Origin of the sequence: Bacillus sp. NMCC4 (assembly GCF_002998555.1) — a bacterium.
Lineage (GTDB): Bacteria > Bacillota > Bacilli > Bacillales > Bacillaceae > Bacillus.
This window is the reverse complement of the sequence record NZ_PVRA01000003.1, coordinates 1-17,961: the sequence shown is the minus strand read 5'-3', so window position 1 is coordinate 17,961 and position 17,961 is coordinate 1. Positions and strand designations below refer to the sequence as shown.

The 17,961-nt window shown below is 41.2% G+C and carries 19 protein-coding genes; all 19 read right to left on the bottom strand.

Features of this window, described 5'->3' with window-relative positions; translation table 11 throughout:
- Nucleotides 1-93: 93 nt before the first annotated feature.
- Nucleotides 94-453: a cytochrome c550 gene (gene cccA / locus C6Y02_RS07300; protein WP_003217503.1), complete on the bottom strand. Its 360-nt coding sequence runs from the start codon at nucleotides 451-453 to the stop codon at nucleotides 94-96.
- A 302-nt stretch (nucleotides 454-755) separates the two neighbouring features.
- Nucleotides 756-1,877 carry an RNA polymerase sigma factor RpoD gene (gene rpoD, locus C6Y02_RS07295; RefSeq protein WP_008342392.1) on the bottom strand — a complete coding sequence of 374 codons (1,122 nt, stop codon included), beginning with the start codon at nucleotides 1,875-1,877 and terminating at the stop codon, nucleotides 756-758.
- A 201-nt stretch (nucleotides 1,878-2,078) separates the two neighbouring features.
- Nucleotides 2,079-3,908, bottom strand: coding sequence for a DNA primase (gene dnaG / locus C6Y02_RS07290; RefSeq protein ID WP_106030983.1), 1,830 nt, complete (start codon nucleotides 3,906-3,908; stop codon nucleotides 2,079-2,081).
- 32 nt (nucleotides 3,909-3,940) lie between these two features.
- Entirely contained in the window at nucleotides 3,941-4,441 is a 501-nt protein-coding gene (locus C6Y02_RS07285) for a YaiI/YqxD family protein (protein WP_060596665.1), read from the bottom strand.
- Between the two features lie 261 nt (nucleotides 4,442-4,702).
- Nucleotides 4,703-5,524, bottom strand: coding sequence for a pyruvate, water dikinase regulatory protein (locus C6Y02_RS07280; protein WP_008342399.1), 822 nt, complete (start codon nucleotides 5,522-5,524; stop codon nucleotides 4,703-4,705).
- A gap of 25 nt (nucleotides 5,525-5,549) precedes the next feature.
- A complete protein-coding gene (ccpN, locus tag C6Y02_RS07275; RefSeq protein ID WP_024423017.1) occupies nucleotides 5,550-6,188 on the bottom strand; it encodes a transcriptional regulator CcpN in 639 nt (212 codons plus the stop codon).
- A 166-nt stretch (nucleotides 6,189-6,354) separates the two neighbouring features.
- Nucleotides 6,355-8,400: a glycine--tRNA ligase subunit beta gene (gene glyS, locus C6Y02_RS07270; protein WP_106030982.1), complete on the bottom strand. Its 2,046-nt coding sequence runs from the start codon at nucleotides 8,398-8,400 to the stop codon at nucleotides 6,355-6,357.
- Nucleotides 8,393-9,280 carry a glycine--tRNA ligase subunit alpha gene (glyQ, locus tag C6Y02_RS07265; RefSeq protein ID WP_012010611.1) on the bottom strand — a complete coding sequence of 296 codons (888 nt, stop codon included), beginning with the start codon at nucleotides 9,278-9,280 and terminating at the stop codon, nucleotides 8,393-8,395. The genes glyS and glyQ overlap by 8 nt, the downstream gene beginning before the upstream one ends.
- 332 nt (nucleotides 9,281-9,612) lie before the next feature.
- Nucleotides 9,613-10,383 carry a DNA repair protein RecO gene (gene recO, locus C6Y02_RS07260; protein ID WP_034661344.1) on the bottom strand — a complete coding sequence of 257 codons (771 nt, stop codon included), beginning with the start codon at nucleotides 10,381-10,383 and terminating at the stop codon, nucleotides 9,613-9,615.
- Between the two features lie 35 nt (nucleotides 10,384-10,418).
- Complete coding sequence (locus tag C6Y02_RS07255; protein WP_003217288.1) at nucleotides 10,419-10,562, bottom strand: YqzL family protein; 144 nt, start codon at nucleotides 10,560-10,562, stop codon at nucleotides 10,419-10,421.
- Nucleotides 10,563-10,710: 148 nt separating this feature from the next.
- Nucleotides 10,711-11,616 (bottom strand): GTPase Era, encoded by a 906-nt coding sequence (gene era, locus C6Y02_RS07250; RefSeq protein ID WP_060596663.1) that lies wholly within the window; start codon nucleotides 11,614-11,616, stop codon nucleotides 10,711-10,713.
- On the bottom strand, nucleotides 11,609-12,007 hold the full coding sequence (locus C6Y02_RS07245) for a cytidine deaminase (RefSeq protein ID WP_034661347.1): 399 nt from the start codon (nucleotides 12,005-12,007) through the stop codon (nucleotides 11,609-11,611). Before C6Y02_RS07245 ends, era begins: the two co-directional genes overlap by 8 nt.
- Nucleotides 12,008-12,120: 113 nt before the next feature.
- Nucleotides 12,121-12,507, bottom strand: coding sequence for a diacylglycerol kinase family protein (locus C6Y02_RS07240; RefSeq protein WP_106030981.1), 387 nt, complete (start codon nucleotides 12,505-12,507; stop codon nucleotides 12,121-12,123).
- A complete protein-coding gene (ybeY, locus tag C6Y02_RS07235) occupies nucleotides 12,485-12,964 on the bottom strand; it encodes an rRNA maturation RNase YbeY (protein ID WP_012010615.1) in 480 nt (159 codons plus the stop codon). Before ybeY ends, C6Y02_RS07240 begins: the two co-directional genes overlap by 23 nt.
- Nucleotides 12,965-15,076, bottom strand: coding sequence for an HD family phosphohydrolase (locus C6Y02_RS07230; protein ID WP_370876313.1), 2,112 nt, complete (start codon nucleotides 15,074-15,076; stop codon nucleotides 12,965-12,967).
- Between the two features lie 114 nt (nucleotides 15,077-15,190).
- A complete protein-coding gene (locus tag C6Y02_RS07225) occupies nucleotides 15,191-16,150 on the bottom strand; it encodes a PhoH family protein (protein WP_034661351.1) in 960 nt (319 codons plus the stop codon).
- Between the two features lie 3 nt (nucleotides 16,151-16,153).
- Nucleotides 16,154-17,344 carry a sporulation protein YqfD gene (gene yqfD / locus C6Y02_RS07220; protein ID WP_106030980.1) on the bottom strand — a complete coding sequence of 397 codons (1,191 nt, stop codon included), beginning with the start codon at nucleotides 17,342-17,344 and terminating at the stop codon, nucleotides 16,154-16,156.
- Nucleotides 17,345-17,362: 18 nt separating this feature from the next.
- Nucleotides 17,363-17,644, bottom strand: coding sequence for a sporulation protein YqfC (yqfC, locus tag C6Y02_RS07215; RefSeq protein WP_012010618.1), 282 nt, complete (start codon nucleotides 17,642-17,644; stop codon nucleotides 17,363-17,365).
- Nucleotides 17,645-17,874: 230 nt separating this feature from the next.
- A partial coding sequence (locus C6Y02_RS19165; protein WP_133257282.1) for an IS3 family transposase occupies nucleotides 17,875-17,961 on the bottom strand: 87 nt, incomplete at its 5' end.

Below are 17,961 nucleotides of genomic sequence, written 5' to 3'. Positions count from 1 at the left end.
ATACTTGTCTATCTTATATAAATTATGGACTTTTTAAAAGTCGTTTTCAAATGAAAAAAGCTCTTCTGATGAAAAAGAGCTTTTTGCGTAACATTATTTAATTTTGGATACCCATTCCGACATTTCATCGAGCTTTTCATTCGGGATCAGCCCGCCTGGCATCCCGTTGCCGCCTTCTTGAATTTTCTTCTTGATGTCTGCCACTTCAAGCTTGTCTCCAACGCCTTTTAATGCAGGACCTGCGCCGCCTTCATAGTTTTCCCCGTGACAGCTCAGACAGTTTTGCTTATACAATTCTTCCGGCGTCGCATTCGCTGTCTCTTCTTGTTTTTGCTCCTCGCCTCCAGAGGCGATTTTGTCTTCATCTTTCAACCCCTTCATTGATAAGAAAAAAGTGAGTCCAATACCTAAAATGGCAATCAATAAGAATGGTATAAGTGGATTCCGTTTCATTTCTTTCATCCTCCCCTTTGTGAAAACCCCTTTGAGACTATGCAAACAATTCTAATTCTACTTTAATTTTACAAAAAGTAAACGAATTATGATACAAAACTTTGGTCAAGTTCACAGATTAGACAAAAATGATGCAAGATGAGAAATGAAGCCTTCAGCACATTTTGATGTATTTTTTATACATCTTTTCTCTAAGAACGTTGCAAATTCATTTGTTATTCAGTAAAATATAATCAGATTGAAAAAAGCGTTTTCATTTTTGATGAAGAAAGAACGGATCTCTTTCAAGATCCGTCCAGTTTCTACTCTAAGAAGTCTTTTAATCGTTTACTTCTGCTTGGGTGTCTTAATTTACGCAGAGCTTTCGCTTCAATTTGGCGGATACGCTCTCTTGTGACGCCGAACACCTTTCCAACCTCTTCTAACGTACGTGTTCTTCCGTCATCTAGTCCGAAGCGTAGTCTCAGTACATTTTCTTCACGGTCCGTTAGCGTGTCTAATACATCTTCAAGCTGCTCTTTTAACAATTCGTATGCAGCATGGTCAGATGGAGATGTCGCCTCTTGGTCTTCAATAAAATCACCAAGATGCGAGTCATCTTCTTCACCAATAGGTGTTTCTAAAGATACAGGCTCTTGCGCAATTTTAAGAATTTCTCTTACCTTTTCTGGAGTTAAATCCATGTCTTCAGCAATTTCCTCTGGCGTTGGTTCTCTGCCTAGGTCTTGCAGAAGCTGTCTTTGAACACGGATCAATTTATTAATGGTTTCCACCATATGAACCGGGATCCTGATTGTTCTGGCCTGATCGGCAATCGCACGCGTGATCGCCTGTCTAATCCACCAGGTTGCATATGTTGAGAATTTGTATCCTTTGCGGTAATCAAACTTCTCAACTGCCTTCATAAGACCCATGTTTCCTTCTTGAATCAAGTCAAGGAACAGCATACCACGACCGACGTAGCGTTTCGCGATGCTGACAACGAGACGAAGGTTTGCTTCCGCTAATCTTCTTTTTGATTCCTCATCGCCTTCTTCGATCTTTTGAGCATACGTAATTTCTTCTTTAGCAGATAACAAATTGACGCGTCCGATTTCTTTTAAATACATACGAACAGGATCATTAATTTTGACACCTGGTGGTACGCTTAAATCATTCAGGTCAAATTCCTCTTCTGCTTTAGCCAGCTGCTGAACATTTGGGTCTTCTGTCTCTTCGTTTTCACTGATGAGCTCTACACCCTGTTCGCCTAAGTATTCATAGTATTCATCCATTTGGTCTGATTCAATTTCAAAGCTAGACATACGCTCTGCAATTTCTTCGTATGTTAAAACGCCCCGTTTTTTACCCGTTTCAGTGAGCTTATCTCTCACCTGTTCAAAGGTTAATTCAGTTTCGGTTTCGTGGGCTTGTTTATCAGCCATTATGGATCCCTCCTTCCAAAGCTTGCAACGAATTCTAAAGTAACTTGCGATTTGCTTTCGCTCTGCTTTTCTCTCTTTATCAAACAGATGAGCAAATAGGAATAAAATAAATAATGATGAAGGCAAGATGCTTGCGGTCTTATGCTCCTCCCGTAAAGGATTCATTGCCAGCCGTAAGTCTTGTCATAAATATTAGACGTATTACTTCAGCGAACGGTTCAACTGAATAATTTCTTTTGCAAGTGTTGCCGCTTTGAAGAAATCTTTTTGCCTCTCCGCTTCTGCACGTTCTAGTTCTTTTTCCTTTATCATTGACAAATTCCGATGATTCAACACTTTTTTTACATAATCACTTAATTCAGCTTCACTTAGTTCGTCTCCAACTTGAATCATGAATATATCCGTCAGAAGCTGATTGATAATATCATCTTCTATACGGTTCATCAGATGCTGCGGCGTTGGTTCTTTGCCTTCTTCATACAAAGCATAAATGTACGTGGCCAGCGCCCTGTGAGAATCTATATTAAATTCAATACCTACTCTGTCAAGTACTTTTCGGATCACGTCATCACTTTTTAACATATGAGCAAGCAGCATTCGCTCTGCATTTTCATATGCTGGCCGCAGACGCTTTCTTCTTACCTGTGTTGACAGATGTGCACGCCGTTTTTCAAGCCCGCTTTCTTCCTGTGTGCTTTTGGCTTCTTGCCGCTGCTGTTTTTCAAACAGCTCCAGTTGTTCTTTTAATGAATCAAGTGAGATCGAGAACTCTCCAGCAATCTGTTTCATGTAAATCTCTTGTTCCAAGGAACCGTTTAACCGGCTAATTTCTCGGAGTACCTGCTTCATATAAGTAAGCCGGTCTCCTTCATCAGATAAATTCTTTCCTCTACGGAAAAAGTTCATCTTAAAAGTCATTAATGTCACACTTGCATCTATGATGTCATTCCTAAATTTCTCGCCGCCATATTTACGAATGTAATCATCTGGATCAAGTCCATCTGGTATCATGGCAACGCGAACTTTACATCCTCTTTTTCCAAGCAAATCTGATGCTTTCATGGTGGCTTCATAACCGGCCGTGTCAGAGTCATAGCAAAGAATGATCTCTTCTACGTTACGTCTGAGAAGTTTTACGTGCTCTTCTGTTAGAGACGTACCCATTGTTGCAACACTTTCGCCGACACCTGATGTGACAGCTGAAATGACGTCAGCAAATCCTTCGAAAAGAACCGCCCGTTCGCGTTTTCGTATATGCATACGCGCGTCATGAAAGTGATAAAGCAGCTTACTTTTATGAAAAAGTGGCGTTTCAGGACTATTCATATACTTAGGCTGCTGATCACCAAGCGATCTTCCGGAAAAAGCGACGACTGTCCCATGATGATCATGAATGGGAAACATCACACGATCCCTAAAGCGGTCAAAAAAGCCTGTTCCGTTTTCACGTTGAATCAAAAGACCAGCCTTCTCCATCATCACAGGATCAAACCCTCGTTTTTCTAAAAACTTGGTCACGAAATCCCAAGAGTCAAGAGCATATCCGATCTCAAACTTGGCAATTGTTTCATCCGTAAAGCCTCTCGCCCGTAAATAATCGAGTGCGTTTTGACCTTCCTTTGTATTTACCAGCAAATGGTGGTAAAATTTCTTAAGAAGCTCATGCGCTTCAATCATTTTATGATCTGCAGTGTCCTCTTGCTGTGAGGAGCTGACCTGAGCATTTGCTACATGATCAGGCAAATCAATATGGTACTTATCAGCAACATGTGAAACGGCTTCAATAAATGAGTAGCCTTCCATTTGTCTGAGGAACGAAAATACATTACCTCCTGCACCACAGCCAAAACAATGGAAGATTTGCTTATCTGCTGAAACAGAGAATGAAGGAGTATTTTCACCATGGAATGGACAAAGACCGAAGTAATTTCGACCTTGCTTTCTAAGCTGTACGTATTCTCCAATCACTTCGACAATGTCTGCGTTTTTTTGGATTTGCTCCAAAAGTTCATCTGGTATACGTTTGCTCATCCTATAACACTCCGTCGTACATTATTCGCCTTTTAATTCAAAAATCCTTCATGATTCGACAGGATTTTTTGTAGCTGCGCAATAAATCGCTTTTTATCCTCTTCTAAAAGCTTTTTGGGACCTTTTCCATATACACCTTTTCTTCGCTGTTTACTGGAAACATGTCTGCGTTCCAAATCAAAATCAATTGTTTCGTTTGTGTACATCCGTCCTCTTTCAGACAGTACAATGACCTGTCTTGGAAGCAGTAAGGAGGCAAGACCAATGTCTTGGGTGACGACAATATCATGCGCGGCAGCTGAGTTCGCAATGACTAAATCCGCTGCTTCCTTATGTGTATCTACAAACCGCCAATCTTCAAGTGGAGATCTTTTGGTTTGAAAATGCTCATATGAAGCAATGAACGTCACAGGTACTTGAAATTGAGATGCGACAGAAAGGATTTCGTCTTTTACAGGACAAGCATCTGCATCGACATAAATCGTCCTCTCTTGTTTATGTTCATTCAGGTGACTAATTCTCCATCCCTCCACCTTATTCCTGCTTTAGAGAAGCAAAAAGACCATACTTTCCCCCCATATAGCAAACAACAGTAAAACTCATTTTGTCGAAAAGTTATGTTCAGAATCACTTGACTTCTGCCAATATTAGTTTATTCGTTCTTGACTTAACTTAAACCTAAAATCAATCATTTTATCACAATTTTTTATTATAATACAAATGCAGCAAATATGCCATTGTTTTTGTTTACCCGTTTCCCACCATAGGAAAAACCCAGGAGGAGCATCCTGAGTTTATTCGGAACCTCTTTTGGTCAGCATTTGATGAATGACATTTGCCGTTTCCTCAACTGCTTTATTCGATACATCAACGACTTGACAGTTAATGCGGTCCACCACTTTTTCAAAATACTCTAGTTCTTCTTTAATCCGCTCAATGTTCGCATAAATTGCGCGATCATTTAAACCTAGAGATTTCAAACGCTCTTTACGAATATGATTTAGTTTGTCTGGACTGATTTTTAGACCGATGCATTTTTTTGGATCAACTGAAAATAACTCCTCTGGCGGATCTACTTCAGGAACAATTGGAACGTTCGCTACCTTCAGCCGTTTATGCGCCAAGTATTGAGATAGTGGTGTCTTAGATGTGCGTGATACACCGATGAGCACAATATCAGCCTTTAGAATGCCTCTTGGGTCTCTGCCGTCATCATACTTCACTGCGAACTCAATGGCTTCAACCTTTTTAAAATAGTCCTCATCTAATTGACGTACACGCCCCGGCTCATGTTTCGCTTCATTTCCATAAGCAGTCTCCATTTTATCGATGAGTGGTCCGATGATGTCATAATAAACGACTCCGTTTGCTTCTGCCTCTTCAATTAAGAATTGGCGCATTTCTGGCACAACAAGAGTAAAGCAGACGATTCCGTTATCTGCTTTCGCCAGTGAAATGACTTCTTTAATCGTACCGACATCCTCTACATACGGAATTCTTCTAATATTTGAATGGTCTGATGAGCCGCCATCAAATTGGCTAAGTGCCGCTTTGACCACGAGCTCTGCCGTTTCTCCTACTGAATCTGATACCACAAAAATTACGCGATTACTCATAACATCCCCTCGCAGTCTTCTGTAATTAGATTATTTCATTCTCCGATAAGCTAACAAGTATTTTCGTCATGTTTGTTTTCGTAATTCTGCCGACCACTTCAAAGCCTTTATCCGTATCTTTTATAACAGGAAGTGCATCTATCTGCTTTTCAATCAAGTGCTTCGCCACATCCATAATGAAATCTTCCTTGCGGCAAACGGTGATGTTCGGCATTCTTGTCATAATAATATGGACAGGGATAGATGGAAGCTCCTGTTTTCCAATACTTGCGCGAAGGAGGTCTTTCCTTGACAACACGCCTGTTAAAATAGAGTGATCATCCACAACGAATAATGTGCCCACATCCTCTAAAAACATCGTACAAATCGCATCATAAACTGAAACATTCTCATGTATCACCACTGGAATGGATTGAAAATCTTTTACTTGAAGTTTTTTCAGCTTATCTGCTAGAAGCTGCGTGCCTGTTTTTCCTGTGAAAAAGTAGCCGACCCTTGGTCTTGCTTCTAAAAAGCCTGACATCGTTAATATGGCTAAATCCGGTCTGAGGGTCGCCCTAGTTAAGTTCAGCCGATCGGCGATATGCTCTCCAGTGATCGGACCATTCTCTTTGACAATCTGTAAAATCTGCTCTTGCCGTTTATTTAACTCGATTGTACTCACCACCTTTAAATAGAGAGAGCGAATCTTTACTTTATGTATATCATTTTCATAACTCATCATATTATAGCGCATCTTTGTCCGAATGAAACAAAAATCCACTCAAAAACCGTGAATTAAATGAGTAAAAAACGATTGCCCTTCGAAAAAGGCAACCGTTCTTAGGTATTTATTTTACAATTAAATTGTTCATATTCGCAAATGATTGAATGACTTTGGCTAGTTTGACCATTTGCGCCAAACGATTTCGCTTCAGCTTTTCATCATCCGCATGTACCATTGTGTGATCGAAATAATGAACAATCGGTGTTTTTAACGTATCTAGCGCCTCAAGTGCTGCGCTGTATTGCCCTGCTGCTACATGTTCCTTGACAGCTGTCTCTACTTGTTGATACGCCTCATATAGCTTTTGCTCATGCTCATTTTCAAACAGCTCAGGCTGAATCTCTGCATCTTCCCCTTTTTTACTGATTGAAATGACGCGTCCTAATGCTTCTGCCGTTTCTTTGAAGCTTTCTTGTTTCACGCTCTCTTCAAGAACAGCTGCTTTTTTCACGACTGCATAAGGTTCAATATTTTCAACATCCAGCACTGCATCCACAACATCATGACGGATATGCTCTGCTTGGAGGACATATTTTAAACGGTGTGTCAAAAATTCAATCAGAGCAGCTTCATGTTCTGCTTCTACTTGAGCAAGTGCCAAAAGCTCTTTAAATGAAATATTCCAATGACGATCGAGCAGGATTTGAACGATACCGCTCGCTTGTCTTCTCAGTCCATAAGGGTCTTGAGAGCCTGTTGGAATGACATCAATTGAGAAGAAGGAACAAATAGAATCCAGCTTATCTGCTACTGCCACAATCGCACCAATCAAAGTGGAGGGCGCCTCATCACCGGCAAAGCGCGGCATATAGTGCTCGTTGATGCTCTTTGCCACTTCTTCATGTTCGCCAAGTGCTTTTGCATATTTCTCGCCCATGATTCCTTGTAATTCTGGGAATTCATAGACCATTTGAGTCACAAGATCAAACTTCGAAATACTTGCTGCTCTTGCCACTCGTTTTGTCGTTTCGTCATCTGCACCGACATGCGCTGCTAGACGGGTCGCAATGTCTGTCACTCTCTTTAGCTTGTCGCCAATTGTGCCAAGTTTCTCATGGAATACAACTTTATCAAGCTTCTTAATATTGTCATCAATGACTAGTTTTTCGTCTTCTTTATAGAAGAATGCAGCATCTGATAAACGTGCACGAAGTACTTTTTCGTTCCCTCTTGCGACATTTTCAAGCGCCTCACTGTTTCCATTTCTGACCGTAATAAAGTGCGGCAATAATTCCCCTTGCTCATTTTTCACAGGGAAGTAGCGCTGATGCTCTTTCATTGTGGTCACTAATACTTCTTCCGGCAATGCAAGGAATTCTTCTTCAAAGGAACCAGAAAGCACCGTTGGATATTCTACAAGATCGTTGACTTCTTCTAGAAGCTCAGGATCAACAGGAATGACCCAGCCTTTTTCTGAAGATAGAGCATTTAGCTGCTTAGTAATGGATTGTTTTCTTTTATCTGAATCTGCAATGACAAATTGATCGCGCAATGTTTGCTCATAAGAAGCAGGCGAGTCGATGGTGGCTGCCCTACCAAGGAAACGGTGTCCTCTTGTCTCACGGCCGCTTTTCACCCCAGCAATTTCAACAGGTACAATCTCCTCTCCAAATAAACAAACAATCCATTTAATCGGACGGATATAGCGTAAATCTTTACTTCCCCATCTCATGTTCTTTGGAAAACTTAATGAGGCGGCGATCTCACCTAACGCTGGCAGAAGGTCTTTGACTTGCTTTCCTTCTTGAAACTTTTGGACATGAACGTAGTCCACTCCTTTGATCTCTTTAAAATAGAGATCAGCTGTTGAGGCACCTTGTCCGCGGGCAAAGCCTTCTGCTGCTTTTGTCCAATTGCCTTCAGCATCTTTCGCAATCTTTTTAGCTGGGCCTTTTGCTTCTTCTTTGATGTCTTCTTGTTTTTCTGCGACACCTTTCACGAGTACAGCAAGACGTCTTGGTGAGTTGAATAAAGCAACATCTTCAAATGAAATATTTTGCGTTTCAAACCATGCTTTTACTTTCTCACCTAGCTGCTTTGTGCTTTCCGGCATGAAACGAGCCGGCATCTCTTCTAAGCCAATTTCGAGTAATACATCTTGTTTATTCATGAGAAGCCGCCTCCTCTTTTAGCATAGGGAATCCCAATTTTTCTCGTTCTTCATAATATGTTTTGGCTACTTTTCTGGCTAACTGGCGCACTCTTCCGATATAGCCAGTTCGCTCGGTAACAGAAATCGCGCCTTTTGCATCGAGCAGGTTAAACGTATGAGAGCATTTGAGCACATAATCGTATGCTGGGTGAACAAGCCCTTTGTCCATTTGGCTATGCGCTTCCTTCTCATAGGTCGTAAATAACTCAAACAGCATGTCAGTATTAGATGTTTCAAATGTATAAACAGAGTGCTCATATTCAGCCATTAAGAATAAATCTCTGACCGTAAATCCGTCTGTCCATTCAAGATCGAAGACATTTTCTTTGTCCTGGATGTAGGAAGCAAGACGTTCAATACCGTATGTGATTTCAACGGAAACAGGCTTACATTCTAAGCCGCCGACTTGCTGGAAATACGTGAATTGTGTAATTTCCATCCCATCAAGCCATACTTCCCAGCCAAGTCCTGCACAGCCTAGAGATGGGTTTTCCCAGTTGTCTTCCACAAAACGAATATCATGTTTCAGCGGGTCAATACCAAGTGCTTTCAATGATTCAAGATACAGTTCTTGAATATTGTCAGGTGACGGCTTAATGATCACTTGAAATTGATGATGCTGATACAATCTATTTGGGTTTTCTCCATATCTGCCATCAGCCGGGCGTCTTGAAGGCTCTACATATGCTACTTTCCACGGCTCTGGGCCAATGCTTCGCAGGAACGTGTATGGACTCATCGTTCCGGCACCTTTTTCTGTGTCATACGCCTGCATTAATACGCAGCCTTCATTTGACCAATGCTTTTGCAGCGTCAAAATCATGTCTTGAATATTCAATGATCGCACCTCCATCTTTTCTACACCATCCGCTATGATATGGCGGGTGGGGATGAGAACCCCGCAAAAGAACACAAAAACTCCCGTCTCTATGCTCGCAAGGCTCCTTGCAAACATAGGGACGAGAGTTTTTCCCGCGGTTCCACCCTATTTGCTGGTGTCGTAGCATCCAGCCGCTTTGTTTTACGTTGCTCAAGAATGCCTTTCGTTACGCCTCCATCCTTAGCTCACACCGCCCTAAGGTCGCTTTTAATGAATTCTGCGTAAGTACTTCTTTCTGTCAATGCAACATATTTTATCTTAGATGATCTTACAAAAAGTCATGGGAGATGTCAACTTTTGTTTTCCCCGCCCATTAGCTTTTTCATGGATTCCATCTGATTCATGAATTTTTTTGATTTCAAATAAAGGCCTGAATACTCTTCATAGTAGTGATCGAGCACTTGACGAATTTCTTGTTTCGTCTGCGGTTTCACATCAACCTGACCGAGCCTTGATAAATCAAAATAATGAAATAAACGGAGCAGCCTTGCAGCTGCTGGGGATAAGGGCAGTTTATACGGATCTTTAGAAAAGCAATTTTGGCAAATGAAGCCGTTATCTCTAATAGAGAAATGAAACTGCCCTTCTTTTTGACCACAATGGACACATTGATCAAGTTCAGGCTTCATTCCCATTACTGATAACATTTTGACCTCTACGATAAATAAGATAATATCAGCATCTGTGCCTTCATTCAGATGACGCAGAGATTGAAGCAGGAGCTCAAACAAATAAGGGTTTGGCTTTTTTTCTTCTGTGCCTTTATCGAGTAACTCTGTCATATATGCGGCATATGCGGTCAAAAATAAATCCTCCCGAATGGTTCGCATACTTTCAATCATTTCGCCTTGCTGGAGCGTTCCAAGTCCTGTTGATGATTGGATCAGAAAGGTTCCGTATAAAAACGGCTGGCTTATGGCTGACAGGCGGCTGTTTGATTTTTTTGCACCTCTTGCCATCACGCCAATTTTCCCATGTTCTCTAGTGAGCAGCGTGACAATTTTGTTTGTTTCGCCATAATCTGTTGTTCTAAGGACGATTCCTTCACTTTTAATGAGCATTTGTCTACACTCCGAGCATTGGAGGGGGTCAAGAATTATAAGATTGGAAAATCAAATCGTGCTATCTCTTCTTCAAGTACATCGGGTCTTTCCAGGTTCTCCTTTTCTAACTCTTTGAAAAGCAGATACGTGTCAACGCTTCCTGTTTGTGAAAATACGTTCCATGTAAAATTCAACATAAAAACCCCACCTTTCTTTATTAGAAGCAGCAACGCTACATCCAACATATTAATTTTATCTTGACCAAGCTACCTCCATTTCATGATAAACAATTTTTACTAATCGAACCGCACCATTGTCAGATTTTATGACAACAGCAGCGATTTTTTAATATTCGTCTTCTCTAAATCCGAAGTCACGAAGGTGAGTGGATTTATTACGCCAGTCCTTCTGAACCTTTACCCAAAGCTCCAGATACACTTTTGAACCAAGAAGTGCTTCAATATCTCTGCGCGCTTTTTGTCCCACTTCTTTTAATAAGCTGCCTCGTTTACCAATGACGATCCCTTTTTGTGAATCACGTTCTACGACAATGGTCGCCGCAACATGGATCTTGCCATTTTCATCTGGCTTAATGGATTCGATCGCAACTGCAATACTGTGCGGGATCTCTTCTCTCGTTAAATGCAGCACTTTTTCACGAATTAATTCAGAAATAATAAACCGCTCTGGATGATCTGTTACTTGATCTGCCGGATAAAATTGAGGGCCCTCAGGAAGATAACCTTCAATCTGCTGAAGAAGCGTGTCAATGTTGTTTCCTTCAAGAGCTGAAATTGGCACAATTTCCTTAAATGGATAACGTGTGCGGTATTCATCAATTAAAAGGAACAGCTCATCTGGGTGAATTTGGTCGATTTTATTGACAACTAGGAATACCGGTGTAGATGTTTGCTTGAGTCGTTCAATGATGAATTCATCACCCTTGCCATAGCCTTCCTGTGCATTGATCATAAACAAGATCAGGTCGACTTCCTTCAGTGTATTTGTAGCCACTCTCATCATAAAGTCACCAAGCTTATGCTTAGGTTTATGAATCCCTGGTGTATCGATAAAGATCGTTTGTGACGTGTTTGTTGTCAAGACACCTTGCACTTTGTTTCGTGTCGTTTGGGGCTTATCACTCATGATGGCGATCTTTTGTCCAATCACACGATTAAGAAAGGTTGATTTTCCTACATTTGGTCTTCCAATAATTGATACAAATCCTGATTTGAAGCTTTCGTTAGTCATTTAAATCCTCCGGTGAAAATGCGCCTGGCAATAGTTCGTTTACTGTTGTTTCGTATATATGTCCTTTTAAGTTCGTTAGAATCACTGGCATATCAGGTGCACACAGCTCTGAAATGACCTGTCTGCATGCGCCGCACGGCGAAACAGGCCGGTCTGTATCAGCCACTACCGCTAGCATTTGAAACGATGTGATGCCTTCTGAATAGGCTTTAAAAAGTGCTGTTCTTTCCGCACAATTACACATGCCATATGCTGCATTTTCAATGTTGCAGCCGCCATACACTTTTCCATCATTCGACAATAATGCTGCACCGACTTTGAATTTTGAATAGGGTACATATGCAAAATCTCTTGCTTTAACTGCTTCTGAAATCAACTCTTGTTTGTTCATTCCTAGTTCCCACTTTCAGAAGAAATGGACCCACTGTCACATTTATATTTTACATAATTCACGTGACATTTTCACGCCCATTTCTAAAAATGTTAATAAATAGTAATATTGTTCTATTGCATGATCTTCGGTAAGAAGATGATCACCCCAATCATAACCGAAATCGCGGCGTAAACGCAAACAGCGCCTGCTGCAGCGTCCTTCGCTCTCTCTGCAAGAGGGTGCTTCTCTTCTGTCATCAGGTCCACTGTATGTTCAATGGCTGTATTGACAAGTTCAAGCGCAAACATCCCCCCGCATAAAAGCAAAACGATCATCCATTCGTATGGTTCAATGTGAAACCAAAAGCCGCAGATCACCACGATGATGGCTGCGACTGTGTGAAATCGAAAATTCCGTTCATTCAAGAAAGTTCGCCATATTCCTCTAAATGCATAATAAAAACTCCGAAAAAAACGGGCAAGCGGCCTTCTTTTCTTACGAAGATCTTGAAAGGCCATAATCATCCAAGATCTTTGTCTGTTTGGCGAACATTTCTTTTTCATCTTCTTCTGTCATATGATCAAACCCGAGCAAATGAAGGAACCCATGAATGGTGAGGAATCCAAGCTCTCTCATAAAGGAATGTCCATATTCCTCTGCCTGCTCTTTCGTACGGTCCACACTAATGATGATGTCGCCGAGTACAGGCGGAATATCATCAGCACCAATGATTTCAATTTCCCCTTCTCCTTCTTCCTCAAGTGCAAAGGAGATGACATCCGTTGGTGCGTCTTTCCCGCGGTATTCTTTATTGATTTGATGAATCTCTTCATTCGAGACGATCGTCACTGATACCTCCGCTTGATCTTTGACCTCAAGGGCATCTGCAGCGAACTGAAGAAGCTTTTCCACTTCTTCAAGCTGCTCTTTTGATACTTGTCCTGTTTCATCTATTAAATCGATTAACAATGTCATTTACTTCACCTTCTGCTTCGGGGCATCTGGATATTCAATCCGAGAATGAAAAATCCCCTTTAATGTTGTACAAATCGTTTGACCAATAATATTTAATTCTTTAAATGTCAGATCACATTCACTAAATTGCCCATCCTGCATTTTATCTGAAATAATGCCTTTGACGAGCTTTTCGATTCGCTCTGGATTTGGATTATGCATCGATCGTACTGCCGCTTCAACGCTGTCCGCTACAGAAATAATTGCCGCTTCTTTTGATTGCGGTTTTGGACCAGGATAACGGAATTCTTCCTCTGTCACCTGATCATCACGCTCTTTTGCCTTATAGTAAAAGAACTTTAACAGTGACTTCCCGTGATGCTGTTCTGCAATATCGACAAGCTCTTCAGGAAACTTCTTTTCTCTCAGCATATCAGCTCCATCTGTCGTATGGGCAATAATGATATTTTTACTTAGCTGAGGAGAAAGCTTGTCATGCGGATTATCAATGTTCATTTGGTTTTCGATAAAGTATTGCGGTCTTTTCGTTTTCCCAATGTCATGATAATAAGCGCCGACCCTTGCTAAAAGACCGTTTGCGCCAACTGCTTCACATGCAGCATCCGCTAAATTTGCCACCATGACACTATGATGATATGTACCTGGTGTCTCTGTTAAAATCTTTTTGAGCAGCGGATGATTTGGGTTTGATAATTCAATCAGCTTCATTGTTGAAAGGATGCCGAACATACTCTCAAACACAGGCATTAACCCGATGACCAAAATAGATGATGCAAACCCTGACACAAACGCCATCATGAGGTTCACACCGATTTCAAGCCCTGATGGTGAGGAGTTTTGGATCAGCGTAATGGATAGAACCACAAGGACATTCACCAAAGCGACCCAAAGCCCTGCCTGCAATATTTTTGAACGTGCATTATGCTTTCTCAAAAATAAAATGCCCGCCATCCCGTTCACAAGGTAATAAGCACAGATCACATAGTTAAAGACGCCGGTTACCCCTTGATTAAACATCATACTGCCGCAAAGAGCAAATACAAGGCCAGAGAAGATCGCTAGCCGCTCATTGATAAGCAGCTTGATCAGCATCGTGCCAAGTGCCACTGGTACCACATAACCTATTGTCGTATACTTCGTTTCCTGGAAGAGACTGAATACTTCCATGATGACTAAAATAATGGTGAAAATAAGCGAGTAGAGCAGCAACGACTTATTCTTATGAACAAGCGATTTTTTCCTCGTTTCAAGTGAATGAATAATCGCTGCTAAAAACAGACCAATCAATATCATAAGACCGCTTACAGGCTTAATCAAATTGGAGCTGTTTAAGAGGCCTGTCAGTTCTAATTTACGATACACTTCCCGGTCGATAAGTTCTCCTTCTTCGACTAAAATTTGCCCTTGCTTAATCTGAACCGGCTGAATATTATCAGCTGCTTCTTGTCTTTTCTTCTCTGTAGCCACTGGATCAAATACATAGTTTGGAATGATCGCAAATTCACCGATTTCTTTTGCTGCATTTAAGTATTTTGATGGAATTGAATTATTTTCAAGCTCTGTTTTCACTTGTTTTTTCTCATCTTGTAATTTCGCTGCTGTGATTTCTTTACTCATCAGTGAATTCACCACTGTGATGATGGAATCCTTAGTAAAAGAGAGATTTTCGTCACTTGCCTGAAGCAGTGCTTTGATGGATTGGTCTGAAACAGCCTCCTGCATATCTGATGTGAGTTTTTCTTTGACACGCTTGACCATTTCTTTATCTGATGGCGGATTCTCTTTTTCATCAGCTGCTTTCTTCTCTTCTTTAATGGCTTCAAAAAGGGAGGAGATGAGGTCAACACGATTGTCAGAATACGCTTTTTTGAGTGTATATTGATCCTCTACTTGATCTGTTGCTTCTTGCTTCTTTTCTTCTGTCGCTTCTTGATCATCGACGGTTGATGGAGAATAGATGGTCTGTTCGCTCACTGAAAATAAATCTAAGTCGAGCGATTCAGGCTTTACATGGAAGAAGAGCACCACGAATAGAATGGCTGCTAAACCAGCGTATAGCAAAACATTTAAATAACGTGAGCGCTCCATTTTCTGAGGTTCTTTTTTAGACAGCAGTCTTTTGCGCTTACTGTCTTTCTGATTCTTTCTCAAGGAAAGTACCTCCTTTTTTACTTTAAACCACGATCGAAACAAAATGACCCGATGAAGACGATCGGGTCACTAAGTTCATTTTTGCTTTTCGTATGCTCCGATGATCTTCGCCACAAGCGGGTGTCTGACCACATCTGTCTGGTCTAGCTCAATAAATGAAATGCCCTTGATCTCTGCAAGCATGTCCTTTGCAGCTGCAAGGCCAGACTGCATGCCCTTCGGCAGATCAATCTGTGTAATATCTCCTGTAATGACCATTTTAGAGCCAAACCCAAGTCTCGTCAAAAACATTTTCATTTGGGCAGGCGTCGTATTCTGCGCTTCATCTAAAATAACAAATGCATCATCGAGTGTCCGCCCTCTCATGTAGGCAAGAGGCGCTATTTCAATCACGCCGCGCTCGATTAAACGTTCCGTATGATCACTGCCAAGCACATCATGCAAGGCATCATATAGTGGTCTTAAATAAGGATCTACTTTTTCCTTTAGATCACCTGGTAAAAAGCCAAGACTCTCTCCTGCTTCAACAGCTGGTCTTGTCAGGATAATCCGTTTCACATGTCCATTTTTCAGTGCATGTACCGCATTGACGACTGCCAAATACGTCTTCCCTGTTCCAGCTGGTCCAATTCCAAAGACCAGATCATCTTTTTTCATCGCCGCAGCATATTCCCGCTGGCCAATGGTTTTTACCCTGATTGACTTCCCTTTAGCATTTTTCGTAATTTCATCTTCATACATATTTTCAAAATAATTGAGCTTGTCTTTTTGCGCCATTTTAATGGCATAGACGACATCCCGTTCAGAAATCTCAATTCCTTTTCGGATGAGATGTAAGAGAGATGTAATCAGACGGCTCGCTGTATCTCTTGATGCTTCCTGACCAGAAACATACACTTTTTCTCCGCGCGTAATAATGGAGACATTCAGCTCGTTTTCCATCAGTTTCAGATAAGCATCTTGATTTCCAAATAAAGCAATCGCTTCGTTTGGGCTATCTAATTTTTGTTGAATTTCAAGTAAATGTTCTGTCATTCTCTAGTCTCCCTGAACAATAGGTGTTGGTTGAACAATATCTTCTATTACTTGGTAAAGGATGATTAACTTAACTTTACCATTCCCTGTTGTCTCGTGCAAAACTTTTTCACTTTTCACCTCTCCTGTTTGACCTAGCTTCTCTTCTAATTCTTTTTTACCCATTTTAATCCCTGCTTGAACCGCTTCTTTATTTGTGTATGTCCGATTTATTTTTTCACTTTCGCGTGTCATTTCTTTTTCATAGGAAAATGGGAGCTGGAAGTTTAAGAAATGTAGTGGGTGAACTTCTGTTTCTGTTTTTGGCTGCTTAAAATCATCCTTTTTAAAGGAAATGCCCCAAAATGGCATTGAACCTCCAAATGCGGAGAGCTTGTGCTTTGTCTTCATTTTACCCGTAAAGACATCAAAAGATGTTCGAAGAGGGACAGAAACTTCAGAACGGTACCACGTTTCACCATAAATTTTCGCTCTAGCACCCACCGTTTTTTGCTGGTCTTCGCTGCCGATGAGACCAGAGACGAGCATCTGCCCTTTCTTCACATGTTCGTCAACCGCGGCAAGCGGCTCCCCTTTTTCCACATACATTCTCGTGATGACAGCCTTCTTCTTGGCAACGATGTGCTGAGGACTCGTATATTTCTCTTCTTCCGGCTCATTTTTTTCCACAACTTTCATTTGAAATGTTGTACCGTTTAGTTCAACGCCGACCCATGTAATGCTTTGAATATTGGCGGTCAGTGATTTTTGAATTTTCTCAGGTGTTCCCATTAGAAACTGAAAACGGCCTTTTTGCACTCCAATCTCGTCTAAATGCTTTCTCATCTGATGTTCAGTTTCTGGATTGGCTCCTTTAATATCAATTTTCCACACCATGTTTGAAAGCGCCAATATCGTCGCTAGAAAACACACAATCCCAAGGGTAAACCCAATATTCTTCCTTGACCATAGGAGAAGAAACGGAAATCCCTTCTTTTGATGAAATGAACATGTCACTTCATGATGTCTTTGTACTTTTCTGAAGGCATGTACATCTGATAAGCGAATAAATAAGCGCACGCTGTCTTGACGGCGGCTCACTTGAAACATTGTGATCCCCTGTCTCGTGCACTCATTGATGAGCCGCTCAATGCCGTTTCCCTTGATCTCCACTTCCACTCTACCAATAAAATAGGCGAACCATTTATTCTTCACACTTCTCCCCTCCGTCAGTTAAGAATCAATATAACGGACCTCATCGATTTTCCCTTCTAATAAGATCTCTTCTGGCAAAATCGTTTTAATCACAAAATCTTTCCCTGAAATAATGCATTGTCCTTGTTTGAGCATCAGCCTTACCTCTTGATCACTGAAAAGCAAAAGCCCTTTATGGTTCTCTATGTAAATGTGGAGTCTGCCAACCATCGTAATACGGGGAAGATCCATCATGACGTCTGGAGGGATTTCAAGTGTTCTTGTCAGCCATGCTTTAAGTCGATTTTTTCTTTTTCCCATTCAATAAGAACCCCTTCCCGCCCCATGTGTATGAGATCAAACTGAAAGATGGTGAGACTGATGAGAAAGCCTCTATATCATCCTATTCCTCAGCGGTTCAGATCATGCTAATGAATCCCGCAAAACAGCCGTTTCATCATTTTTACTGCGAGAAATCTCCATCAGGAAAAACAAAAAAGCCCCTTTATATGGGACTGACCCCCGTTTTTGAGACAGGGATCAAAACACCTTTATACAGCCAATTGCCGATAGTTTATCGGTGATTGGTTGTTTAGTTTCGTTTGAATACGAATGTTGTTATAATAATAAATGTATTC